Source organism: Sediminibacterium ginsengisoli (assembly GCF_900167075.1).
GTDB lineage: Bacteria > Bacteroidota > Bacteroidia > Chitinophagales > Chitinophagaceae > Sediminibacterium > Sediminibacterium ginsengisoli.
In genome coordinates, this window is the sequence record NZ_FUWH01000001.1 from 332,744 (window position 1) to 358,209 (window position 25,466).

At 47.1% G+C, this 25,466-nt stretch carries 20 protein-coding genes; 11 read left to right on the forward strand and 9 right to left on the reverse strand.

The features are described from left to right. Nucleotide 1: 1 nt before the first annotated feature. From B5D42_RS01630 to B5D42_RS01640, 3 genes are all read right to left on the reverse strand, one after another. The gene (locus B5D42_RS01630) at nucleotides 2-1,420 is read right to left on the reverse strand and encodes a TolC family protein (protein ID WP_078829673.1); all 1,419 of its coding nucleotides are present in this window, start codon (nucleotides 1,418-1,420) and stop codon (nucleotides 2-4) included. A 64-nt stretch (nucleotides 1,421-1,484) separates the two neighbouring features. Beyond that, nucleotides 1,485-2,153, reverse strand: a complete 669-nt coding sequence (locus B5D42_RS01635; protein WP_078829674.1) for a FadR/GntR family transcriptional regulator — start codon at nucleotides 2,151-2,153, stop codon at nucleotides 1,485-1,487. 82 nt (nucleotides 2,154-2,235) lie between these two features. Next, nucleotides 2,236-2,832, reverse strand: coding sequence for a 3-keto-disaccharide hydrolase (locus B5D42_RS01640; protein ID WP_078829675.1), 597 nt, complete (start codon nucleotides 2,830-2,832; stop codon nucleotides 2,236-2,238). Nucleotides 2,833-2,936: 104 nt separating this feature from the next. Between B5D42_RS01640 and B5D42_RS01645 the strand changes: the two genes are divergently transcribed. Further along, nucleotides 2,937-3,350: an EamA family transporter gene (locus B5D42_RS01645; RefSeq protein WP_078829676.1), complete on the forward strand. Its 414-nt coding sequence runs from the start codon at nucleotides 2,937-2,939 to the stop codon at nucleotides 3,348-3,350. Nucleotides 3,351-3,359: 9 nt separating this feature from the next. On the opposite strand, the gene B5D42_RS01650 is transcribed toward B5D42_RS01645, so the two are convergent. Next, on the reverse strand, nucleotides 3,360-4,562 hold the full coding sequence (locus B5D42_RS01650) for an anhydro-N-acetylmuramic acid kinase (protein ID WP_078829677.1): 1,203 nt from the start codon (nucleotides 4,560-4,562) through the stop codon (nucleotides 3,360-3,362). A gap of 433 nt (nucleotides 4,563-4,995) precedes the next feature. Between B5D42_RS01650 and B5D42_RS01655 the strand changes: the two genes are divergently transcribed. The 5 genes from B5D42_RS01655 (at nucleotide 4,996) to B5D42_RS01675 (ending at nucleotide 14,961) form a co-directional block, all read left to right on the forward strand. After that, nucleotides 4,996-8,112: a SusC/RagA family TonB-linked outer membrane protein gene (locus tag B5D42_RS01655; protein WP_217698757.1), complete on the forward strand. Its 3,117-nt coding sequence runs from the start codon at nucleotides 4,996-4,998 to the stop codon at nucleotides 8,110-8,112. Between the two features lie 18 nt (nucleotides 8,113-8,130). Then, nucleotides 8,131-9,426, forward strand: a complete 1,296-nt coding sequence (locus B5D42_RS01660) for a RagB/SusD family nutrient uptake outer membrane protein (RefSeq protein WP_078829678.1) — start codon at nucleotides 8,131-8,133, stop codon at nucleotides 9,424-9,426. Nucleotides 9,427-9,609: 183 nt separating this feature from the next. After that, nucleotides 9,610-12,999 carry a response regulator gene (locus B5D42_RS01665; protein ID WP_078829679.1) on the forward strand — a complete coding sequence of 1,130 codons (3,390 nt, stop codon included), beginning with the start codon at nucleotides 9,610-9,612 and terminating at the stop codon, nucleotides 12,997-12,999. A 15-nt stretch (nucleotides 13,000-13,014) separates the two neighbouring features. Further along, nucleotides 13,015-13,842, forward strand: coding sequence for a CheR family methyltransferase (locus tag B5D42_RS01670; protein WP_078829680.1), 828 nt, complete (start codon nucleotides 13,015-13,017; stop codon nucleotides 13,840-13,842). 12 nt (nucleotides 13,843-13,854) lie between these two features. Then, nucleotides 13,855-14,961, forward strand: coding sequence for a sensor histidine kinase (locus B5D42_RS01675; protein WP_078829681.1), 1,107 nt, complete (start codon nucleotides 13,855-13,857; stop codon nucleotides 14,959-14,961). A 3-nt stretch (nucleotides 14,962-14,964) separates the two neighbouring features. On the opposite strand, the gene B5D42_RS01680 is transcribed toward B5D42_RS01675, so the two are convergent. The 5 genes from B5D42_RS01680 to B5D42_RS01700 all read right to left on the reverse strand — a co-directional run bounded on the left by B5D42_RS01680 (nucleotide 14,965) and on the right by B5D42_RS01700 (nucleotide 20,242). After that, a complete protein-coding gene (locus B5D42_RS01680) occupies nucleotides 14,965-15,582 on the reverse strand; it encodes an ABC transporter ATP-binding protein (RefSeq protein WP_078829969.1) in 618 nt (205 codons plus the stop codon). Between the two features lie 23 nt (nucleotides 15,583-15,605). Further along, nucleotides 15,606-16,403, reverse strand: coding sequence for an acyl-ACP--UDP-N-acetylglucosamine O-acyltransferase (lpxA, locus tag B5D42_RS01685; RefSeq protein WP_078829682.1), 798 nt, complete (start codon nucleotides 16,401-16,403; stop codon nucleotides 15,606-15,608). A gap of 57 nt (nucleotides 16,404-16,460) precedes the next feature. Then, entirely contained in the window at nucleotides 16,461-17,867 is a 1,407-nt protein-coding gene (locus tag B5D42_RS01690) for a bifunctional UDP-3-O-[3-hydroxymyristoyl] N-acetylglucosamine deacetylase/3-hydroxyacyl-ACP dehydratase (protein ID WP_078829684.1), read from the reverse strand. A 41-nt stretch (nucleotides 17,868-17,908) separates the two neighbouring features. Then, nucleotides 17,909-18,964: a UDP-3-O-(3-hydroxymyristoyl)glucosamine N-acyltransferase gene (gene lpxD, locus B5D42_RS01695; protein ID WP_078829970.1), complete on the reverse strand. Its 1,056-nt coding sequence runs from the start codon at nucleotides 18,962-18,964 to the stop codon at nucleotides 17,909-17,911. Nucleotides 18,965-19,027: 63 nt separating this feature from the next. Continuing rightward, on the reverse strand, nucleotides 19,028-20,242 hold the full coding sequence (locus B5D42_RS01700; RefSeq protein ID WP_078829685.1) for an HD domain-containing protein: 1,215 nt from the start codon (nucleotides 20,240-20,242) through the stop codon (nucleotides 19,028-19,030). Between the two features lie 192 nt (nucleotides 20,243-20,434). Here B5D42_RS01700 and porX point away from each other — a divergent pair, with 192 nt between their 5' ends. The 5 genes from porX (at nucleotide 20,435) to B5D42_RS01725 (ending at nucleotide 25,464) form a co-directional block, all read left to right on the forward strand. Then, nucleotides 20,435-22,000: a T9SS response regulator signal transducer PorX gene (porX, locus tag B5D42_RS01705; protein ID WP_078829686.1), complete on the forward strand. Its 1,566-nt coding sequence runs from the start codon at nucleotides 20,435-20,437 to the stop codon at nucleotides 21,998-22,000. A gap of 89 nt (nucleotides 22,001-22,089) precedes the next feature. Beyond that, nucleotides 22,090-22,362: a hypothetical protein gene (locus tag B5D42_RS01710; protein WP_078829971.1), complete on the forward strand. Its 273-nt coding sequence runs from the start codon at nucleotides 22,090-22,092 to the stop codon at nucleotides 22,360-22,362. 54 nt (nucleotides 22,363-22,416) lie between these two features. Beyond that, on the forward strand, nucleotides 22,417-23,193 hold the full coding sequence (locus tag B5D42_RS01715; protein ID WP_217698758.1) for an MBL fold metallo-hydrolase: 777 nt from the start codon (nucleotides 22,417-22,419) through the stop codon (nucleotides 23,191-23,193). Between the two features lie 77 nt (nucleotides 23,194-23,270). Then, complete coding sequence (locus tag B5D42_RS01720; RefSeq protein ID WP_078829688.1) at nucleotides 23,271-24,173, forward strand: ComEA family DNA-binding protein; 903 nt, start codon at nucleotides 23,271-23,273, stop codon at nucleotides 24,171-24,173. Between the two features lie 148 nt (nucleotides 24,174-24,321). After that, complete coding sequence (locus B5D42_RS01725) at nucleotides 24,322-25,464, forward strand: acyl-CoA dehydrogenase family protein (RefSeq protein WP_078829689.1); 1,143 nt, start codon at nucleotides 24,322-24,324, stop codon at nucleotides 25,462-25,464. Nucleotides 25,465-25,466: the final 2 nt, after the last annotated feature.

Below are 25,466 nucleotides of genomic sequence, written 5' to 3' on the forward strand. Positions count from 1 at the left end.
TTTATTTCACTTGTTTCAGGAATAAATCGAGATCGCCTGATGCCGCAGCTTTCTGCAAAAGCGCCTGCCATACATTGATATAAGCCACACTTACATCTGTTTCCGCTTTGTTTACCGCATATAATGCCTGCTGCAGATCGATGATGGTAGTGAGGCCGTTTTTGTACAATACACTTTTCTGGATATATGCATCGGTTGCCGACTTATACTGGTTAGGCACTTCATGAAAACTGCGTAAGGAATTCTCGATACGCTGATCTGCAAAACTCAGTTGTGCTTTGAGCTGAGATTGCACCAGGTCATATTCGTCCCTGTACGCTTTTGTGATGAATTGCTGGGCAACTACCTGCTGTTTGATTTTTGTTGGACTGATGATATTCCAGGAAACGGAAAATCCGGCAACATAGTTGGCACGTGCAGGTTTGATGCCTTCGAAGTAACTTTTGGAATACCTGTCGGTGAACCCTGGCGCATAGTTGTAATCGAACCCGGAGCCTCTTGCCTGGAAAATACCAAACAGGTTAATGCCGGGCAGAATCGATTTTCTGATCGCCTCTTCCTGTTTGGTGCTTTGTGCAACACGGCTCGCATAATACTGCACCTGCGGGTTCTGTTCGATATCGCCGGTATTGGTAAAAGAGACAGGGATCTTTTTGAAGAAAGAAGAATCCAGCAGGAATAATGTTTCAGGAGCGATGTTCATTTGCTGGATAAGGATATTCCTGAGCTGTTGTTCATTGTTGTTTGCATCGATGAGCGCCAGCCTGGCGCGCGACACTTCTGCATTGGCGATAGATGAATCAACACCGGCATTCAATCCTGATAAGGTTCTTGCCAGTACAGCATTTTTAACGGTGGTGGCACGTTCCAGGTTCGATTGCGCATTCAGGATCAGCCGCTGCGCAATCAGCAGGTTCAGGTATGCGCCTGATATGCGGATGCTTTGTATAAATTCTTCCTGCAGCAGATCGGCGGAATCTTTGCGTACCTGGGCAGATGCTGCATCGATGCGCGACTGTCTTCTGCCGAAAGTAAAAGCTTCCCAGTTGGTGTTGATGATGTAGAGGGAGCCGAACGCAGCGGCCCAGCTTTGTTTGTCTGAAGCCGGCCCGGCAGATGATACACCCAGGATACCAGCGGGAGCCATCGGTCCGAACTGGCCGTTGATGGTACCGTAGTTCTGCTGCAGACCTGCGATCACATTGGGCAGGTAGTCATTCTTAACGTTAACCGCAAGGGCAGAAGAGGCATTGAGGTAATCCTTTTTCGCTTTGAGCGACTGGTAATTGGTAAGGCCTGTCCGGATCGCATCCTGTAGCAGGAGAGAAGGGGATTGCGCTTTGGTGGCAGCTGTAAAACAGAGAAGCGAAACAGCTGACATGATCAGGTGGCTACGGCCACGGGTCCATAGGTTCATCATGCGAAACAGTTGATGTTTGGTTCGTTGGCAGGCTATCGGAGACAGGCAGGGGGTATCTTGCCTGTTATTTCTTTGTTTGCTGCCCCGTAATTCTCGCAACGCAATGCCATGCTCTCGCGGGGTCTTTATCAACAATGCTTTTCAGGAGATCGGCATGGGCGTCGTGCATTTTGATGAATACAGCGGTGCTCGTGTATACTTCCTGGAAGGATTTCTTTATCTGTGCTGCAATTGTTTTATACAGGTCGGCAAGGATGCCATTCTGGGCTGCATCGGCAATCGCGATATGGAACTGGATATCCGCTTCTATACAGGCTTCTATATCACCTTCGAGCGCGGCATCATATCTTTTTTTCAGTAACTGTGTCAGCAGCCTGATGTCTTTCTGTGTTCTGTGCTCTGCGGCTTTTTCAGCAATCTTCAGTTCAAGCAGTTGCCGTACTTCATTCAGTTCGGCACCTTTTGCGTCCTGCAGGCGCATATACCAGGGGATACAATTGCCATGCTGCAGCTCTACAAAAGTACCCAGGCCCTGCTGCACGCGGAGAATCCCTGAATTGGCAAGGATGCGAACGGCTTCACGAATGCTGGAACGCCCTACTTTGAATTGCTGCATCAACTCGGGTTCCGTAGGCAGTTTATCACCGGGCTTATAACGGCCTGCGGCGATCTGCTGCTGCAGTTTCGATGCTACTTCATCGCTGAGAGAATATTTTTTTACGGCATTATCCATTCAAAACATCATATCATCAGATGATTAAAGGTAACGTGGGTTTAACGGATCCGCCAAATTTTTTTCACTGGGGGCTGAAAAATTATTTCAGTTCTTCGATCTGTATATCGCGCCATCTTACCTTAATCCCGCCGCCATCATGGATCTGGAGAGCGATAAATCCTTTTCCGGCAGCGATTTTATCGTCCTTAAAACTGACCATTTCATGACCGTTCAGCCAGGTGGTTACATGATCGTTTTCAACACGGATCTTCAGGTTATTCCATTCACCCATCTTCAGCCATTTTTCGTCGTCGGCTTTGGGTTTCACCAGCCAGCCTCGTCCGTAAGACTCATAGATACCGCCTGTAAACCTGTTCGGCGGGGCTACTTCCACCTGCCAGCCGCTGATCTTCACACCCTCGATAGAGGACCGGAAGAACACACCGCTGTTGCCATCTGCTTCCTGCAGGAAAGAAAGACTGAGTTCGAAATTTTTAAAATGCTTATTGGTGGAAAGATAGCCATACTGTTTATCCGGACCGCTTTCGCAAACCAGTTCGCCGTTGGCCACATACCATTTTTCGGTACCGTGGATGGTCCAGCCTTCGAGGGTTTTACCGTTGAAGAGCGATGTTTTTTGTGCGATAAGCCACCCTGAAAAAGAGAGCAGCAGTATGAGCAGGAATAATTTTTTCATATGGCGGTAAGAATGTCTTTTTTCCGAAGCCTGAATTTAGTTATTCTGGCTAAATTTAAGTAGTAAAACCTGCTTCTTGTTTTCCTGCATGTAAAACCTTGCTTATGTGGTGGATATACGCTTTGCTCTCGGCCCTGTTTGCTGCACTCACGGCCATTTTTGCTAAAATTGGTATTGAAAACGTAAACAGTAACCTGGCCACAGCGCTCCGGACTGTGGTCATTATAGTAATAGCATGGGGAATTGTGCTGGCACGCGGAGAAACAAAAGGCCTTGCCACCCTTTCCCGGCATAATCTTATCTTCCTGGGCATATCGGGAGTGGCAACGGGTCTCTCCTGGATTTTTTATTTTAAAGCGTTACAGGTTGGTAAAGTGTCGCAGGTAGCTCCGGTCGATAAACTGAGCGTTGCCCTTACTATCCTTTTATCTGTGATCTTCCTGAAAGAAGCACTCACGCTCAGGGTTGCCATCGGTGCTGCGCTGATCATTGCAGGTACGATCGTTCTTATTAAATAAACAGCTCTTTTACCACGGAAAGCTGATCTTGCCCATTGTAACGGAAGGAATACCATTCCTGTTTGCACCCGGATGTTCCTGCCCGCCGCAAATGGTTTCATTGGCGAGGATTGCAAAGAGTACAGCTTCTTTGGCATCAGGGTTAATGGCCAGTTCATCCGTTGTGCGGAATACGATTCCCGGCAATTGTTCCTTTATATGCGCCATAAGCAAGGGGTTGTGCATGCCGCCGCCACTGGTATAAACCACAAACTCCTGCCGGGATGGAAGTGTACGCTGAATGGCGTCTACGATCATATCCGCAGAAAAACGGTTCAGGGTTGCCATCACATCTTCATGAGAAAGACCGGTTAAGCCCGCCCTTGATAAGGCGTCTGACAAATAGGCGAGATTGAAAAGTTCGGGTCCGATGGTTTTCGGGAAGCCGTTGCTGAAGAAAATATGTTGTTTCAGTTCGTGCAGTAACCCGGCATGTATGTTTCCTGCACCGGCAACAGCTGCGTTCTCGTCAAAATATTTGCCATGGAAATGTTGTTGTATGTATGCGTCCATCAGCGTATTCCCGGTTCCCACATCGGTACTGAATACTTCCGATGCATTACGGCTGGATGGCAGGTAAGTGAAGTTGGCAATGCCGCCGATATTCAGCATGATGCGGTTTTCTGCATTGCTGCTGAAGATGAGATAATCGCCATAAACAGCCAGCGGCGCACCTTCACCGCCTGCAGCAATATGTTTCTGTCTGAAATCGCTGATTGTAATGATGCCGGTTGCCACGGCAATATGATCGCCATCACCGATCTGCAGTGTTGCATTGCCAAACATATCTTCAGGGTGAAGAAATTTAGGTGCGTGATAAATGGTCTGTCCATGACTGGCAACCAGGTCTACATCAGCAGCGGAAACTTTCCAGCGCTGAAGACATTCATTGATGAGCCGTGCATGTTCCAGTCCAACCCATGCGTTCAGTACGCATACTTTTTCGAGGTCTGCATCCCTTCTCGAAAAAATGGATTTGATCTGTTCCTTGAAGCCCGGTTCGTAACTCATGGTCTGAAATGCTTCCAGCCTGATCTGTGTGTTCATGCCGTTACCACTGATACGGCAGAGTGCTATATCGAGACCGTCTACCGAAGTGCCGCTCATTAATCCTATGATCAGTCTTGAAGGCTTGCCAGCCATCCCGTATAATGCAGCTATGTTACGATTCATAAAAGAGATTTTGGCTTAAATGCGCAAATTGGTGCATGAATATGCAATTTTTATTTGGTTTTTAGCGGACTTATGAGTTAATTTTAGGGAAGCCATCGAGAAAATGCCTACTACCAAAACAAAGGTTCCCCAAGGAATACTTATATGCCGGAATTGCTTTTTACGTGTAGCAGCTGTGACGATTGCAGTTAAGCATCACTGGTATATTCCTGAGTGCAGGATTGAAATGGCATCATCATTTTTTACAGAGCAAGAAAAGTAAAACAGTTCACCGGATGACTCCCGGCATCGTATTGCCTGAACGGTTGTGCATGCAGGTGATTTGTTAACAAAACAGGATTGAATACAAAGAAATTAACAGAGGCATCGTAAAAAACAAATCCCTTGTCTATGTTAATGAGCACTGATAATTTTTAAACTAAATCTGACAACGATGAAAATGCTACAACTGCACCGCAGATGGGTGATGCTATTGCTTGTACTGACGGTGAATCTGCTTGCTGCCGGCGCTTTCGCGCAGGTGCGCATTAGCGGTAAAGTGACAGGAAAAAATGATACGGGCGTAGAAGCAGCTTCTGTTACGGTAAAAGGAACAACTTCCGGAGCGGCTACGGATAACAATGGTATATACGGGTTTACCGCCGCCCTGAAACCCGGAGACTATACGCTTGTTTTTTCAAGCGGCGGCTATAAAAGCCAGGAACTTACATTGAAAATAACAGCAGGCACAAACAGTTATACTGTGAATGCCACCCTCACTGAAGATTTTTCAAAACTGGATGAAGTGATCGTTACAGGTACTTCTGCGGGAACAACGCGCAGGCAACTGGGTAGCTATATCGCTTCGGTAAAAGCGGACGACCTTACACAGGGTGCAACAGGTAATGTACTTGCGGCATTGCAGGGTAAAACTGCCGGTGCCCAGATCTCACAGAACTCGGGCGATCCTGCCGGTGGTCTTTCTGTAAGATTACGCGGTATCAGTTCTATCTCTTCTTCTTCCGAACCTTTGTACATCATCGACGGTGTGATCGTTAACAATGCTACCAACCGCGTTACCAATACTTCGGGTAACTATGATGGTAACAACTTTATCGGAAACATCGGGCAGAGCCGGATGGTGGATATCAACCCGAACGATATCGACAGGATAGAAGTCCTCAACGGCGCAGCAGCTGCGGCGATCTACGGTAGCCGCGCAAATGCCGGGGTGGTTCAGATCTTCACTAAAAAAGGTAAAAGCGGTGTGCCGGTGATCAGCTTTTCCAGCAGCTACACCAACAGCAGCCTGCGTAAAAAACTCGACGTGAACCAGTCGCCCACCAAATTCGGCGGACCAACAGACGGTCCCGGTGCGCAGACCCAGGATATCCTCACACCAACACTGACGAATACGACCAATGTTACCCGCTACGATTACCAGGATTATATCTTCCGTAACGCCAGCGGTACCGACAATAATATTTCGATCAGCGGCGGTACCGAGAAAACGAAGTATTATGTTTCAGGTTCTTATTTCTTTAATCAGGGTATTATCAGGAATACCGATTTCCAGCGCTTCAGTTTCCGCAGTAATATCGACCAGGTGCTGAACAAATGGGCCTCTTTCAATATCGGTCTGAACTATGTGAACAGCAGTGCAAACGAGAAGCCGGACGGTAACTCTTTCTTCTCGCCGATGAACTCGGTTACCATTATCGGTAACTTCCATAATATCTGGCAGCGCGATGCATTGGGTAACCTGCTGGCTGTTGGAGAACGGGGGCGTGTAAATCCTGTTTCTGTTATTGAAGACATCAAACAGAAACAAACCACCAACCGTGTGATTGCAAACATGGGTCTGAAACTGAAACCATGGCGCAAACTCTCGATCGATTACACCATGGGTATCGATAACTATGCACAGAACGGAACTACGTACATTCCTCCGTTCACCTATAACGTAAATACTGCGTTCTATGGCGGCGGTTCTACACTCGATCCTACGCAGAACGGTTATGCAAGTACGGCTTCGAATAACTTTTTTGCCATCAACCACGACCTGAACGCTACATTCAATACCGATATCACCAGTGATATCAACTCGGTTACGCAGGTAGGGTTCTCACAGCAGTATGAAAAGAACAACTATGCTCTGCTGCAGGGACGCGGTCTGGCCCCTTTTGTACACACGGTTAACGGTGCAAGTACGATCCTTGGCGGTGTTGATGAAAGAAGCGAGATCTCCGTTTCAGGTGCCTATGTGCAGCAAAATTTCAAATTCCGCAACCAGTTTTTCCTGACAGGTGCCGTAAGGGTGGATGGTTCTTCTGTGTTCGGAAAGGATCAGCGTAACCAGACCTACTATAAAGCCAGTGGTAGCTATGTATTGTCCGGAACAGATTTCTGGGCTAAATCAGGCGTTTCAAAATGGTGGGATCTCTTCAAGATCAGGCTGGCTTATGGTGAGAGCGGTAACCTTACCGGTATCGGCGCTTACTCAAGGTTCAATACCTACAGCTCATCTTCTTATGTAGGCCGAACTGCATTGAATTCAAGCAGTACACTGGCTAACGAGAATGTGAAGCCGGAGCGCCAGCAGGAAACAGAGCTTGGTTTCGACATGTCGTTCCTGAATAACCGCCTTGGTCTTACCGTGAACATTTACAACAAGAAAGTAAAAGACCTGCTGATCAATCGCTTCATTGCGCCGAGCACAGGCTTCTCCAGCCTGCTCGATAATTTCGGTTCTCTGGAGAACAAAGGCTATGAAGTAGTGCTCACCGGTTCTCCTGTTGCCAGCAAAGACCTGAAATGGGAAATCACAGGGATCTTCAACCATAACCGTAACAAAGCGGTAAGCATCGGCCAGGCGCTTACGCTCCTGAGCACCAATGCGGGTGCACCTGTTGCCATCATCGAGGGCCAGCCGATCGGTATCTTTTACGGAACACCTTTCGCGAGAGATGCAAGTGGTAACCTGCTGGTGAATCCTGCCGGTTTCCTGATGCCTGAAAAGGGTACACAGAACAATGTGCTCTCTTATACTCCGGGCCGCGATGGAACAGGAATGCCTACAGGCGGTACTGTACGTAAAGTGATCGGTAATCCTAATCCTGATTATACAGCCAGCCTCGTAAATGAACTCTCTTACAAAAAACTGAGCCTGCGTGTTCAGATCGATGCGGTAAGAGGTGTGAATGTATTCAATGCCGATTTCCGTACCCGCCAGGGTGTTGGTAATGGCAAGGTTGCTGAAATGGAACAGCGCGGACAACTGCCACGCGGTTATATCAACAACATTTATGCAACAGTTGAAGAATGGCGCGTATCAGATGGTTCTTATACCAAGCTGCGCGAACTGGCACTCACATACCATTTCGGAAAGATGAAATGGATGAATGATCTGAGCGTAAGCTTCAGTGCCAGGAACCTGATCAGCTGGGATAACTATAATGGATACGATCCGGAAGTGAATGCCGGCGGACAAAGCACCATCCTGCGCGGAATTGATTTCGGTGCGGTGCCGATCCCTAAAACATTCTCATTCGGTATCCAGGCTAAATTTTAATCCATTAAACAACTTTGTATGAAAAAGACAATCAAAAACCTGACATATACGGCGATGGCGGTCCTGCTGATACAGGCCACCGGCTGCAAGAAAAATTTTGATAACCCGAATGCCGCCACTTCAGGACAGGTATTCAGTTCGGCAAAAGGTCTGGCTGGTGTGGCTGTCGGCTTACAGCGTACTTATGTGGCCAATGTGGCTTACGGTATGTACGATGCAACCGGCCTGCTTACCAATGAAACAATCCTGCTGAACGTGGGAAATGGTTCCGAAGCACAGTTTTCAGCAGGCGGCACCGCAGTAGATGGTACCAATGCGCTGCTTGGTAACGTATGGGCTTCCGCCAGTAAAGTCATTTACGATGCCAACAACGTGATCAACGCGGCAGGCCTGCTCACAGATAAGAATTATGCAAGCGGCCTGATCGGTTATGCCACTATCTACAAGGCGCTTTCCATGGGTTGTATGGCTTCTTACTGGGAAAAAGTGCCGGATACAATCGGTGTCACCAACACCACTTTCTCAGACCGCATGATTGGTTTTAACCGTGCGGTAGCAGCAATAGACAAAGCCCTGGCTGCGATCAGTGCCAATGCGATCAGTTCAACCTTTCTTACCGATATCCCGGCTGGTGTTGATATCCTGAATACACTGAACGCACTCAAAGCCCGTTATTCGCTTTTTGCGGGTAATTATAGTGCAGCCATGGCAGCGGCCAACGCAGTGGATCTTACCAAAAAATCGACCATGAACTTCGATGCGGCCAATCCGAATCCTGTATTCAACTCGGTAACATCTACCAATAACGTTTACCAGCCTGTAGATTCAACACTGGGTCTGCCTCCGGCTATTGCGCCTGATCTGGCTGATAAACGCATTCCTTTCTATACGCTGATCAATCCTACCATTAACCCGCGTTTCAGATTGAACGGGTTCTGGAATGCAGCACTTGCGCCCATCCCGATCTACTATCCGGGCGAAATGACACTGATCAAAGCTGAGTGTTATGCGCGCCAGGCAACACCAGACCTGATTAACGGTAATATCGAGCTGAATAAAGTGGTAACCAAAAAAGCAGCTGCAGATGCGCTCGGTATCGGTGCCGATCTGCCTGTTGTGGCTCCTGCTACCATTGCTGATCTGCTTACCCAGATCTACCGCAACAGGTGTATCGAACTTTACCTGTCGGGTATGAAACTGGAAGATATGCGCAGGTTCGGCCGCCCTACAGGCGAGCGTAAGCGTAACCTGCTGCCTTATCCTTTCAGGGAGCGCGACAGCAATACCAATACACCTCCTGATCCTGCATTTTAACTGCAAAACCTTACCGATAAAACAAAGCGCCACCCAACCAGGTGGCGCTTTGTTTATGCCGGAAATACAATATAACCAGCAGGCGCGGCGCATACAGAACCACATTTATTGAATTATCTTTACGCCGGACGACAGTTAATCATTAACTTTCTCAAAAGGATCATTATACCCTGACTTTATCCTATGATCAGATCATTACCTTTTAAACTCTACGCAGGACTGGTTATTGCAGTGCTGCTCGTTCTTATTGTAGGCTTTGTTTCTGTGAATGCCCTTGAAAAACAGGAAGAAGAAGCCGAACTGGTAAGGTCCAGTAACCAGGTGATCACCTCTATACGGCAGCTGCGTTTTGAACTGATGCGGGTCCGCTCAGCACGCCGTTCGTATTGGGTAACAGGCAATGAGTCTTACCTGGATCAGTTTCAGAAAGGTGCTGTTGCCATTCCCATGAGTGTTTCAAGTTTAAAGCAACTTGTGATAGATGATGCTGCGCAGACCAATCACATTCAAAAACTGGATGAGATTTTTGCCGAAATATTTCATTACTGGCAGAAAGAAGGCCGGATCACACCTGAAATGGACAAAGCAGCCTTTGCCCGTGTAGTGAATACAGAAGAGCAAATGCTGAAGAATGCCATTAACCAGTTCGATACGGCACGCATAACAGAAGAACGACAGTTGCACGCAAGGGAAAGAAGCGCCAGGAAACATCACGTAGAAACAAGGACCATCCTTTTTACAGGAATAGGCATATTGATGGTGGTGGTATTGCTGCTGATCAATTCTGTACTGCAGACATTAAAAAGCCGGTATAAATCGGGACTTAAGCTCAAGGAGAGCCTGGCCGAAATGGAGAAGATCAATAAAAGCGCGCAGGAAAAAAACTGGGTGCTGGAAGGAATGAGCTATGTGAACAACCGGATGCAGCTCGTGGATTCCACAAGAGAACTGGCGGGCAAGATCATCGATGCATTGGTGCAATACCTCGAATTGCCTGCGGGAGTCATTTATTTTTACGATGAAAAAGAACAGAAGTTGTTCACGGTAGCATCAGTATCGGTTTCTTCTTCGGCTTCAAAAGAATACCGGATCGGCGATGGTATTGTTGGAAATGCCGCACTAAGCAAAACACCGGTACTGATCAAACATATCCCGCCCGATTACTGGAAAGTGGAATCGATGCTGGGGCAGGTAACAGGTAACGGTGAGATCATCTGCATACCGCTCTGGATGAACGGAAAGCTGAAAGGATTGATAGAGCTGGGTTGCTTTGAATCATTCAGCAGCATTCAGCTGGCCCTGCTGAACAGTATTACCGATATTCTTTCAGTTGCCATCAACTCCTACCAGTCTCGCGAAAGAATCGATATCCTGCTCGAAGAACTGCAGGATCAGCAGGAAGAGCTTCGTCAGATCAATGATGAGCTGAGCCGCCAGACAGAGGAACTCCAGGCTTCGGAAGAAGAATTGAAAACACAGGAAGCTGAATTAAAACAGATCAACCTTGATCTTAAAGAACGTAACGAGACCATAGAAAGCGCCAGGAGTGCACTGGCCATTAAGGCAAAAGAACTTGAATCGGCCAGCCTGTATAAATCGGAGTTCCTTGCGAATATGTCGCACGAGCTCAGAACGCCGTTGAACAGTGTACTGATCCTCGCTAAACTGCTGGCTGACAATACTACCGGTAATCTTACAGAAAAACAGATCGAGTATGCAAAGATCATCCGTAAATCAGGAAAAGACCTGCTGGACCTGATCAACGATATCCTTGATCTTTCCAAGATCGAAGCCGGTAAAGTGGAGCTTGACATACAACCGGTACGGATCACAGAGATCCAGGCGGATATCAGGCAGTTGTTCAGCGTGGTAGCAGCCGAAAAAGGTATTGAATTTAAAACGGAGATCGCAGCAGATGTACCCGAACTCATCAATACCGATAAGCAGCGTGTTGAACAGGTGATCAAAAACCTGCTGGCCAATGCGTTCAAATTCACACAAAAGAACGGAACGGTAACATTATCGATGTCCAATAAAAATCAGTTCAATGAACCGGTACTGAGCATCAGTGTTTCAGATACGGGAATTGGTATATCACAGGAAAAACAACAACTGATCTTCGATGCGTTCCAGCAGGCAGATGGTTCTACCAGCCGCAAATACGGTGGTACGGGTCTTGGCTTGTCCATCAGCAAAGAGCTGGTAAGATTACTGAACGGAAGCATCGATGTATTCAGCACAGAAGGCAAGGGCAGTACATTTACGATCCTTTTACCTTACCGCATCAGTAATGCTAAAACAGAAAAGAGCAAATCCCTGGCTTTGTCACCAACAGCTGTTCCGGAACTCGATGCTTCTAAAGTAACGCTCCAGCAGCAGGTGGAAGACGACCGGGATAATCTGGAAGAAGGCGACAGGCCGATACTCATTATAGAAGACGATGTGAATTTTGCAACCATCATCAAGGATTTCACCCGGCACAAAGGCTATAAAGCAATAGTGGCCATGCAGGGCGATGAAGGACTGCTCTATGCCCAGCAATATATTCCGGCCGCGATCATTCTTGATATGCAATTGCCCGTAATGGATGGCTGGACATTGCTTAAAAAATTCAAGGCTGATGAAAAGCTGAAAAATATACCCGTACACATCATATCAGCGTTCGATGATAACAGGCTGAAACACGCTGATGTGCTGGCATACCTTAAAAAGCCGGTTGATACGGAAGAACTGGATAAAGTGTTTACAGTGATTGAAGCGCATCTCAGATCGGGCAGCAAAAAAATGCTGCTTATTACAGACAGCCAGTTCAGCGATACGGAACTCACGCGGTTATTCAGGGAGAAGAAATATGAAATAGAAGTAGAGCAGGTTGCGGCTTTGTCCCAGGCGAAAAAAGCCAAAGAAAATGTTTACGACTGTATCATTATACCTGTTGGTGTGGATACGGATAAGCAGCAGCTGGAAGCAGTCTGCAGTGAGATACAGTCTGCAAAGATACCGCTGGTGCTTTATCTCGACGAAGGGATCAGCGGTGAGGAAGAACAGGAGCTGAAAAAGATGCGGTCCGACGCCATGCTGCGAAGTTCCACCGGCGCTAAACGCCTTACAGAAGAACTGGAGCTCTTCCTTTATAAAATGAAGGAAGTAGTGAGGCAGCCGGAAACAATATATCCGGAAATGGTAAATGATACCAGCCTTGAGAATAAAAAGATACTGCTGGTAGATGATGATATGCGGAATGTATTTGCCATAAGTGCCGCACTCCAGGCAAACGGAATGGAAGTGGTGGCCGCAAGTGATGGCAAGGAAGCGATTGAGCAGCTGAAACGCTATTCCGGAATAGATTTAGTGCTGATGGATATCATGATGCCGGAGATGGACGGTTATGAAGCGATGCAGAAGATCAGGAATGAAATGAAATTGATCGATATTCCTATTATCGCACTGACAGCAAAAGCAATGGCGGGCGACCGCGAAAAGTGCATTGCAGCAGGCGCATCGGATTACATCACGAAGCCGGTAGATATGCAGAAGCTGTATTCATTGATGCGTGTATGGTTAACAAAATAAAAACCAGAAGCAGCAATGGATAACAGGACGGAAATAACCGCTGAAGAACTGGCTGCTTTGCTTGAGCAGTTGGACAGACAATACGGGTATGATTTCTCACAATATGCGCACCCGTCACTCATACGACGGACGCATAAGTTCATGTCTGAAAATGATATTTTGTCAGTAAAGGAATTGCAGTTATTGCTGATGAGAGAACCGGCTGTTTTTCAGCAGTTGCTGGACACTCTTACTGTGAATGTAACTGAAATGTTCCGGGATCCGTCTTTTTTCCGGGCTGTTCGTGATAAGGTGCTGCCGGCATTGGCTGACTGTCCTGCCATTAATATCTGGCACGCAGGTTGCTCAACAGGAGAGGAAGTGTTTTCCATGTCTATCCTGTTGCAGGAAGCCGGGTTGCTCCAGCGCGCACGCTTGTATGCAACGGATATCAACCCGATTAACCTGGATAAAGCAAGGTCCGGAATGATTCGCCTGACAGGCATGAAAACCAATACTGCGAATTATTACCAGGCCGGGGGAAAAGAGGAGTTTGCTGATTATTACACTGCCATGTACGATCATGCATTATTCAAACAGGAGCTGCGCAACCGGGTGATATTCATGCCGCATAATCTTGTCACAGACCGTTCATTCAACGAGTTCCAGCTGATCTTCTGCAGGAATGTAATGATCTATTTCGACAGGTACCTGCAGAACAAGGTAGTGGATCTTTTATATGCAAGCCTTGCCCCATCCGGCTTCCTTGCATTAGGTATGAAAGAAACATTATTGTTCTCAGGAAAAAGAGAAAAAATGGAAACAGTATCCGACCAAGTAAAACTATTCCGCAAAAAAGAATAATTTCCCCTGTATATGAGAGCCACCAAGAAGAACGAATTCAAAATACTGTTGGTTGATGACCGGCCCGAGAACCTGATCTCACTGGAAGAGCTGCTGATTGCAGAAGGACGCAGTTTTATCAAGGCCGGGTCTGGTAATGAAGCGCTGAAACAGGTAATCAAAAACGAAGATATCGGCCTGATCCTGCTCGATGTGCAGATGCCGGAAATGGATGGCTTTGAAGTGGCAAGGATCCTGAAATCCAATCCCAAAACAAAAGATATCTCTATCATTTTTGTTACAGCATTGAGTCAGCACGAAGAATATGTGCTGAAAGGATTTGAAGAAGGTGCTGTAGATTACCTGCAGAAACCGCTCGACATCAATATCGTAAGAGCAAAAGTGAATGTGTTTGAACAGTTGTACCGTAACCAGCGCGATCTTAAAAACACTTTGGCTGAACTGAATCTCATCAACAAGCAACTGGAGAAGTTTGTATCCATCGTTTCACATGATCTTAAATCGCCTTTATCTTCCATGATCATGGTGCTGGATCTGCTGCGCACCAATGAACTGGTGCAGAACAATGCAGAATTGAAAGACGATATCAATATGCTTTCCCAGGCCTCGGGCCACTTATCTGATATGATCGTTTCCCTGCTGGAATATTCACGTCTCAGTGCATCGCAGCAAACGGTTGAAGAAGTAAACACCTACGAACTGGCGCAACAGGTGGTGGAAATATTGTTGCCGCCCAAAAACATTACGGTTGTAATCAGCGAACATCTTCCGGTAATTCATACGTCACGCATCAAACTGCAGCAGGTATTGCAGAACCTGGTAAGTAATGCTATCAAATACAACAATAAGCCTGAAGGAATCATTGAAATCGGCGCAAAAGATAAAGGACCCTGGGTTGAGTTTTACGTAAAAGACAATGGTCAGGGAATTGCCGAATCAGATAAAGAACGGATATTCATGCTGTTTGCCACAACAGAAAATACTTCTGCAAACGACAGTAGCACAGGTATTGGTCTGAATCTTTTAAAAGTACTGGTAGAGGAACAGGGCGGTAAACTCTGGGTTGATTCCGTAAAGGACGAGGGAAGTACCTTCTATTTCGAATGGAAAAAAGATTAATCTTTATTTATAGTCTGATATAGATAATACTTCACTACAGAAACGATATTCCTGCGGGTCATTACTACAGACAATTACCAGTTTGTCTTTGCAGTAAGTATGGAGCAGGTCATAATACAATTCATATCCCGAAACATCGAGGTTGGTGCAGGGTTCGTCGAGCAGTACAATAGGCAGATCGGGGAAAATGGCCTGCGCAAGTTTTACTCTCTGTTTCATCCCGCTGCTGTAATAACGGATCTGCTTGTCGGCCGCGCCTGATAAGTTTACAATATCCAAAGCCTGATCTACAGAAAGCCCGTTTATAAAGGGTTTGAAAGAGGAGTGGAATGTAAGGAACTCCCGGGCTGTCATTTCCTCGATGATCTCAAGATAAGGAGCTGCAATGGCAAGCTCACGGAAAACCTGTTCGGATGAAATAATGTTGCCGTCTCTGCTGTAATCCACTTTGCCCTCGCTCGGATTCATACTGCCTGCGATCACCTGAAGCAATGTGCTCTTCCCGCTTCCGTTTGGTCCGGTAATGGCATAGGATTTTCCCTGCTCGAAAGCGCAGGTTGCGCGGCGGAATATCCAGTCGCGGTTAAACCTTTTACCTGCATCAGTGAGTACGATCTTCATGTTCCCCATAATGGTGCATTGGATCAGTCCTCGTCGCTTCCACCTTTTACAAATCGTTTGATGATACCCCGGCCGCTCTCACGGATGAAGGTAACGATCTCATCTCTTTCATCGCTTGCTGCCAGTTCTTCTTCAATGAATTCAAGCGCCTGGGATGTATTCAGCCCTTTGTTGAAAATGATGCGGTAGATATCGAGGATATGATTGATTTTTTCCAGCTCAAACCCCCTGCGCTTAAGACCTACGCTGTTAACGCCGCCATAGCTGAGCGGGTTTCTTACGGCTTTGATATAGGGAGGCACATCTTTACTTACAAGGCTACCGCCCGCAATATAGGCGTGCTGCCCGATGGTTACGAACTGGTGCACGGCACTAACACCCGCAATCCAGGCCCAGTCGCCCATGATCACGTGTCCTGCCAGCTGTACACTGTTGCTCAGCACGCAGTTGTTGCCGATGATACAGTCGTGCGCAATATGGCTGTATGCCATGATCAGGCAATGGTTACCTACTTTTGTTTTCCAGCGGTCTGTGGTACCCCGGTTGATGGTTACGAACTCGCGTATCGTGGTGTGATCACCTATTTCCACGGTTGTCTTTTCGCCATTGTATTTCAGATCCTGCGGAATGGCTCCCAATACGGCGCCCGGAAAAATCCGTGTATTCTTTCCGATCCTCACCCCGTCCATAATGGTAACATTGCTGCCTATCCAGGTTCCTTCGCCGATCTGCACATCTCCATGTATCACGGTAAACGGATCGATCTTTACATTCGGAGCGATGCGGGCATTGGGGTCTATGTAAGTATATGGGTGAGTCATTGTATTGGTATTACTTGCAGGGTAGGGTTTAGAATTGGTATATATAGGTATCTGGTATTACGGACGCTTTACTACTTGTGCTACAAGATCCGCTTCTGTTGCTACTTTGCCACCAACATATACGGTTCCGCGCATTTCGCAGATGCCGCGGCGGATAGGTCCGGTAAATTCCATCTTCAGGATCATCGTATCGCCCGGCCTTACCATCTGCTTGAACTTACAATTGTCTATTTTCAGGAAATAAGTGTCGTACTGACCTTCCGGCATGGAATTGATGCACAGGATCCCGCCGGTTTGTGCCAGCGCTTCTATCTGCAGCACGCCCGGCATCAGCGGGTTACCCGGGAAATGTCCGGGGAAGAACCATTCGTTGAAAGTCACGTTCTTGATACCTACGATATAAGTGTCGGTAAGTTCTATGATCTTATCAACGAACAGGAACGGATGACGGTGAGGCAGTGTTTTTTCTATCTTTTCAAGCGAGAAAACCGGCGGCATGTTCGGGTCGTAAACCGGTACGTTTTTTACATGTTTATTTTTCTTTATATATTGTTTGATCTTCTTCGCAAATTCAACGTTGGTGCTATGTCCGGGCCTGTTGGCGATGATACGTGCTTTGATGGGATAGCCGATCAGGGCCAGGTCGCCCACCACATCGAGCAGTTTATGCCTTGCCGGCTCATTTGGGAAACGGAGCTCGAGGTTATTCAGGTAACCTTCACTCTTCACTTCAATACGGTCGCGCTTGAACACTTTTGCCAGCCTGGTCATTTCAGAATCTGAAACCGGCTTGTCTACCACCACAATGGCATTGTTGATATCGCCGCCCTTGATCAGGTCATTGTCGAGCAGCATTTCCAGTTCGTGTAAAAAGCAGAACGTGCGGCAGGGCGCGATCTCGGATTTGAAGTCCTTGATGGTTTTTAACCCCGCATGCTGTGTTCCTAAAACCGGGCTGTTAAAATCGATCAGTGTGGTTATCTGGTAGTCGATAGCGGGCAATGCCACCATTTCTACCCTTTTTTCCTCATCGTAATGGTAAATATTTTCATCGAGGCTGTACCAGGCTTTCGTTGCTTCCTGTTCTACCACGCCTACTTTTTCAATCAGTTCTATGAACGGGGCTGAGCTGCCATCCATGATCGGGATCTCCGGGCCGTTCAGTTCTATCAGTGTGTTATCAACACCCATTCCCACCAGTGCGGCCAGGATATGTTCTACAGTGCTTACTTTGGCATCACCTACCTGCAGTGTTGTACCACGGCTGGTGTCGGTTACAAGATCGCAGTCTGCTTTGATGATCGGCTGATCAGGCAGGTCGGTCCTTTGAAACTGGATGCCAAACCCTGGATTTGCCGGCTTTAATACCATATCCACCATGATGCCGGTGTGCAGACCGGTACCGCTGATGCTGATAATATTACTGAGTGTATGCTGCTTATCGGGATTGAAATTACTGTCCATAGTCGGCAAAAATAATACTTCCCGACCGTTTAAGCACTGTTTTATGATGCATTCACTCGTTCTTCAACGAGTTGGCGCACCATTTTCTCCAGTTCTTTGATCCTTTTTTCCATCTCCGGAAGAGAACGGGCGATGGCCTGGCTGCGAAGTGCATTGCTGTAATCGAAAGCCGGCGTTCCGGTTACGGAACTGTTGGGTTCTTTCAGCGACTTTGTTACACCGCTCTGACCGTTGATCTTGCAGTTATCGGCAATGGTGAGGTGACCTGCAATGCCGGACTGGCCGCCCATCATTACATTCTTGCCCAGTTTGGTGCTGCCGCTAACGCCCGACTGTGCGGCGATCACTGTATTTTCACCTACTTCCACATTATGTGCGATCTGGATCAGGTTGTCGAGCTTGGCGCCGGATTTGATCAGTGTTGAGCCCATGGTGGCGCGGTCTATCGTTGCATTGGCCCCGATCTCCACAAAATCTTCAACCACCACATTGCCGATCTGGGGAACTTTCTTAAACGTGCCATCGGCCTGCGGTGCAAAACCGAAGCCGTCGCTGCCGATCACGGTGCCGGCATGGATGGTCACATTATTACCGATCACACAGTCATGGTAGATCTTAACACCGGCATGTATCATACAGTTCTGGCCGATCTGCACATTGTTACCCAGTACTACGCCCTGCATGATCTTGCTGCCGTTGCCGATCACGGCATGATCGCCGATATAGGAAAATGCGCCTACAAACACATGCTCGCCCAGGCTGGCAGTGTCGGCAATATAGCTGGGCTGCTGGATGCCTGCGAGTTGCTGGGTCATCAGTTCCTGGTATTTGGAAAGCAGGGTAGCAAAGGCAGAATAAGCGTCCGGTACTCGGATCAGTGTGGCATTGACCGGTTGCTTCAGCTCCAGGCTATCGTTGATGATGATAACAGAAGCGTTGGTCAGGTAGAGGAATTCTTCGTATTTAGGGTTGGCCAGAAACGACAACTGCCCGCTCCGGGCTTCTTCAATTTTCCCGAACGAAGCCACGGCAGCATTGCCATCGCCCTCCAGTCTGCCATTGATCATCATGGCTATTTGCGCGCCTGTAAATTGCATATCGAGGAGTTTAGTCATTGATGGCAACCACCGCTTCCCTGTTACGGAAAAGAACCCGGCCTGTTACGTCAACGTACAAATGTAATTTTTTTTGACGGGGGCAGAAAGATTTTGATGGATCAACGCATTATCAATTTCTGAAATATCCTTCACCTCTCCATTCCTGAAAAGTATATTAATCTTTTCATCCCTGGTCTGGTAAAGTGTATTGCTGGCTTCCCCTGTAAAAGAGAAATAATGCACTTCCGCCGCAGTTATATTAAATTTTTTAATTACTTCATTTTCTTTTTCTGCTATGAATGCCGGATCGAACGGGGCAGCCTGTATTTTGCATTTATACAGCTGCCTGTTCAGGAAACGCCTGCAAAGCAAAGACAGGATAGGGTCTGTATGACCACTCCAGCGCTTGATGGCATGCATTACATCATGATCATCCAGTGAGCAGAATTTCTCCAGGTTCTCAATATTCATATTGCCATCGAATCCGCCCAGGAAAAAGTCCAGCGCTGATTGTGTATCCAGTTGTTTTTCGCCCCTGGTATGCAATTCCCTCGCTCTCGTAAGGATCTTCACCAGCATCTTTTCAGCAGCCAGCACGGTTTTATGCAGATAGACCTGCCAGTACATCTGGCGCCTGGCCACCAGGAACTTTTCAACGCTGTAGATCGCTTTTTCCTCTACCATCAGATCGCCTTCGTGAACAGTAAGCATCTTGAGGATCCGGTCGTAGCCGATCACTCCTTCGCTTACGCCGGAATAAAAACTGTCCCTGGTGAGATAGTCCATCCGGTCCACATCCAGCTGACCGCTGATCAGCTGGTGCAGGAAAGGTTTATGGTAATCGTTGGTGAAAATGCGGATAGCCAGGCTGAGCTGACCGTTAAGTTCCTCATTCATTACATGCATGATCTTCAGGGAAAGCTGCTCATGATGCACCCCCTGTACCAGCGTATGTTCAAGTGCATGGGAAAAAGGCCCGTGACCGATATCGTGCAGGAGAATAGCTGCTTTAACAGCCAGTTCTTCTTCCCGGGTGATCTCGATATTCTTGCTTCTCAGCTCTGCAACAGCGCAACTCATCAGGTGATAAGCACCAAGTGAATGATGCAGCCTTGTATGAACGGCCCCCGGATAAACCAGCTGCCCCATGGCTGTTTGCTGGATCCGGCGTAACCGCTGGTAATAAGGATGAGAGATAATGGAAAATATCAGCGGCTGGTTAATAGTTATAAAGCCGTAAACCGGGTCGTTGATGATCTTCCTTGCTGTGACGTTCATGCTGTTGGTAAATTGTTAAATCCGATACAAAGACAGTTGGCAAAAGTACAAAGAGAACAGTGAACGATTGGAATGAAATAGATTTACCCTCATTTTTAACAGTTTAGTTATCGATCACACGTCTACTCGCTTTTTCTTCTTATTTTAATAGTGCCGAGGCATTCCCGGTACAATAACCAAAAACAACCTGTTATGCCTGTTGCAAAAATATTATGGGTAGATGATGAGATCGAAAGCCTGCAGTCGCAGAAACTTTTCCTGGAACACAAGGGTTATGAGGTGCAGACGGTTACAAACGGTTTCGACGCAATTGAATATGTGAAAGATCAACCGGTGGATGTAGTGCTGATGGATGAGACGATGCCGGGAATCACCGGACTTGAGACCCTGGCCCGGATCAAAGAGATCAATGCCGGGATCCCGGTGGTGCTGATCACCAAAAATGAAACGGAGAACCTGATGGATGAAGCCATCGGCAGCCAGATCAGCGATTACCTCATCAAACCGGTCAATCCTAACCAGGTGCTGCTCAGCCTCAAAAAACTGATCGATAACAAACGACTTGTTGCGGAAAAAACCACTACGGCTTATCAGCAGCAGTTCCGTGAACTCTTTATGGCGCTGAACGACAACCCTGATTATAACGGCTGGATGGATATTTACAAGAAGCTGGTGTACTGGGAGCTGGAAATGGAAAAGAGCGACAGCCCCGAAATGCGCGAGGTATTCGATTCACAGAAGGATGAAGCGAACACCGCTTTTTTCAAGTATGTGAGTAAGAATTATACCAAATGGGTGGATCCCAAATCGGCCGAAGCACCTATAATGAGTCACCAGCTGTTCCGCTTTAAAGTACTGCCGCATGTGGAGAAGGGAACGCCGGTCTTTTTTATCCTGATCGACAATCTGCGTTTCGACCAGTGGAAAGCCATTCAACCACTGTTTTCCATGTTTTTCAGGATCCTGGAAGAGGAAACATTTTATTCCATCCTGCCCACTGCAACACAGTATTGCCGCAATGCGATATTTGCCGGGCTTTTACCGGTAGAGATCGAAAAACAGTTTCCGCAGGAATGGAAAAATGATGATGAGGACGGGGGGAAAAATCTTTTCGAAGAAACTTTTTTCCGTGCCCAGCTGAAACGCCTGCGCAGGGAAGATATCCGTTTCAGCTATAATAAAGTGCTGCATCACCAGGATGGTCAGCAACTGGTGAATAATATCCATAACCTGCTGGAGAACGACCTGAACATCATCGTATACAATTTTGTGGATATGCTGAGTCATGCCCGCACCGAAATGGAAGTGCTGAAAGAACTGGCAAGTGACGAAGCGAGTTACCGCAGCATCACGCGGAGCTGGTTTGAGCATAGTCCATTGTTCCAGGCGCTGAAAAAGATAGCCGACCGTAATATCAAACTTATACTGGCAACCGATCATGGCAGTGTAAGGGTAAATACGCCGCATAAAGTGATCGGCGATAAGCAGACTACCACCAATCTCCGCTATAAACACGGCCGGAACCTGAATTATGAACCCAAAGATGTACTTGCTTTCCGGGATCCGAAAGAAGCAGGGTTACCGGTGCCGAATGTAAATTCTTCGTTCATTTTTGCGAAAGAAGACGGGTTTCTCTGTTACCCGAATAATTACAATCATTATGTTAATTATTACCGGAATAGCTTCCAGCATGGCGGGATAAGCCTGGAAGAAATGATCGTTCCTATTATAAAAATGGTCAGCAAAGCCCATTCCTGACACAATGTGTATAATTACTGGAAAAGCAGGCTGGCACAGGGCGTCAGGTGTGGTATATTTGCAATGAACAGATCATAAACAATATTCGGATGAAATATACACAATCCACGGTATCAAAACTGGAAGACATATTGGGCGAGTCGGGCTATGTGGTGCGCTACGAAAGAGGAACGTTCCAGAGCGGCTGGTGTTTACTTGAAATGAAGAAGATCGTGGTACTGAATAAATTCCTCAACCTGGAAGGGCGGATCAATACACTCATGGAACTGATTCCCCAGCTGGCTATTGATTTCGACAAACTCACGCTGGAATCGCAGAAGCGTTACGAGGAAGTGATCAAAAAATTTGAAGCGACCGCTTAAAATTTACGGTTATTACCTAATCTCTTCTCTTTCTTTTTACATTAGTTTTGGCCTGTGACACACCCACGTCTATCTATAACATTTCTTGGTACAGGTACGAGTTCAGGTGTGCCGATGATCGCGTGCATGTGTGAAGTATGTACGTCGGGTCATCCGCATGATAAACGCCTGCGCAGCAGCATAAAGGTATCTTCGGCTACAACAACGGTGGTAGTGGATACAACACCCGATTTCAGGTACCAGATGCTGCGTACACAAACCACTCAGCTGGATGCGATCCTGTTTACGCATCCGCATAAAGATCATATCGCCGGTCTTGATGATATACGGGCATATAATTATTTTCAGGGCAAGGCGATGGACATCTACGCCAATTTCATGACAGCCGAAGCAATACAAAGGGATTTTTATTATGCTTTCGCGGAAAAGAAATACCCGGGTGTGCCGGAACTGAACCTCATCACTATTGAAGACAGGCCTTTCAATATCGGAGATATACAGGTAACACCGGTAGAAGTGATGCATCATTTATTACCGGTATGGGGCTTCCGTTTTGGCGATTTCACTTATATCACAGACGCAAATAGTATTTCTTCAGAATCGAAAGCAAGGATCAAAGGTTCACGTACACTTGTATTGAACGCGCTGCGGAAAGAAAAACATATCTCTCATTTTACGCTGTCGGAAGCCATTGCGCTGGCAGACGAGCTCGAAGTACCTGAAGTGTACCTGACGCATATCAGTCATCAGCTGGGTAAACACGAAGACATCAACAAAGAACTCCCCGCTCATATCAGGCTCGCATACGACGGCCTGCAGGTCACACTCTGATAACCACTGACAGGATCTGATTGGTAACTGCCGCATCTCCGTAGCAGAAGGCATCGCTATGCGGCTAAAAGAAATTTATGAAACAGGTCATCAAAGAATACCTGTCGTTCACCAAAAAAGAACGGCTTGCTGTGCTCGTATTACTGGTATTGATCACGGTATTTCTCATTTTACCAGGATTAATGCCACCACATATTCCCGATGCGGTGGAAAATGAAGCATTGCATCACCTGCTGACCCGCCCGCAAAGCATACAGGAGATACCGGAAAACAAAAATAAAATGCCTGATAAGCCAGGTGATAATGGAGCGGCGAAACCCGGCCCGTCGTTATTTCTATTCGATCCCAATACCATAACACAGAAAGAATGGATGGCACTGGGGTTGAAAGAACGCACAGCCCAAACGATCCTCCGGTTCAGGGATAAGGGCGGAAGGTTCAGAACGCCGGCGGACCTTGGAAAAGTGTGGGGACTGCGTAAAGAAGAGGTGGAGCGCCTGACACCCTATGTCCGTATCGCGGCATCCGGAGAAAACAACCGGAAGCCGGATAACAAAACTCAGCCTGCGAAACCCGTCATAATAGATATCAACACTGCCGGTGAAACTGATTGGGCGCAATTACCTGGTATCGGAAAACGGCTGGCGGGAAGAATAGTGCATTTCAGGACTAAGATGAATGGTTTTGTGCGGGTAGAACAGGTAGCCAAAACCTATGGCTTAAGCGACAGCCAGTACCAATTGGCATTGCCTTACCTGCAATGCAGACCTGAAACTGCCCGCAAAATCGACATCAATACCACAACAGCCTGGGAGCTCATTTCAGCCTGTGACCTGCCCGGAGATATTGCTTATGCGATCATCAGGGAACGGAAAAGAAAAAGCTCATTTAAAAGACTTGATGAGCTGAAAAATATTGCTCAGCTCTCAGACACAACCTATCAACGGCTGGAAATGATTTTAACAATCAGGGAACCCTGACAACAAAAAAGATTTGGTCAAATCAGTAAAAGCGCCTTTTTTTGCTTTAAATACTAACAAACGATAGTTTGTTTTATAAGGAGGCTACCTGTATATACGATTGCTCGGGTTACAAGGTAGCCTCCGTCTATTTTAAACAGTAAGGATTATGAATTTCCAGGAAAATGAACTCACGCAACAGGTAGCAGCAACGGCCCGGGATTTTGCAAAACAGCATATTCTGCCACATGTGATGGAATGGGATGAAACGCAGGAGTTCCCTGTTGCACTGTTTAAAGAACTGGGAAAACTGGGCATGATGGGAGTACTGGTACCTGAAAAATACAACGGCGCCGGTCTGGGTTATTTTGAGTACAATGTGATCATCCAGGAAATTGCCAAAGTCTGTGGTTCTATAGGACTTAGCGTTGCGGCACATAATTCATTGTGCACCAACCATATATTGAGTTTCGGCACGGAAGCTCAGAAAGAGCGCTGGCTTCCCAAACTGGCTACGGCTGAATGGATCGGCGCCTGGGGACTGACCGAACCCAATACCGGAAGCGATGCGGGTAACATGAAAACAGTAGCAGTGCAGGAAGGTGATGAATGGGTGATCAATGGCACCAAAAGCTGGATTACACACGGGAAGAGTGGTGATGTAGCGGTAGTGATCTGTCGTACCGGAGAACCCAGAACCAGTGGCAATTCCACAGCATTCGTGGTTGAACGGGGCACACCGGGTTTCCAGGCAGGAAAAAAAGAGAATAAACTGGGAATGCGTGCCAGTGAAACGGCTGAAATGATCTTTGATAACTGCCGGATTCCGGATGCAAACCGCCTGGGTAATGTGGGCGATGGTTTCAGGCAGGCAATGAAGATCCTGGATGGCGGACGGATCTCGATTGCGGCTTTGTCGCTCGGCATAGCAAAGGGTGCTTATGAAGCGGCTAAACAATATGCAAAAGAACGGCATCAGTTCGACCAGCCGATTGCTAATTTCCAGGGAATCAGTTTTAAACTGGCAGATATGGCTACCGAGATCATGGCTGCGGAACTTCTGATCCAGCAATGCTGCGACCTGAAGGAAAGACATGAAAAAGTGACCCGTCAGGGCGCTATGGCCAAGTATTATGCCAGTGAAGTAGCAGTAAAAACAGCTAATGATGCGGTTCAGATCTTCGGGGGTTACGGGTATACCAAAGATTTTCCGGTAGAAAAATACTATCGTGATGCAAAATTGTGTACTATTGGTGAAGGAACTTCCGAAATACAGAAGCTGGTTATAGCCAGGGAAGTGCTCCAGGGATAGTC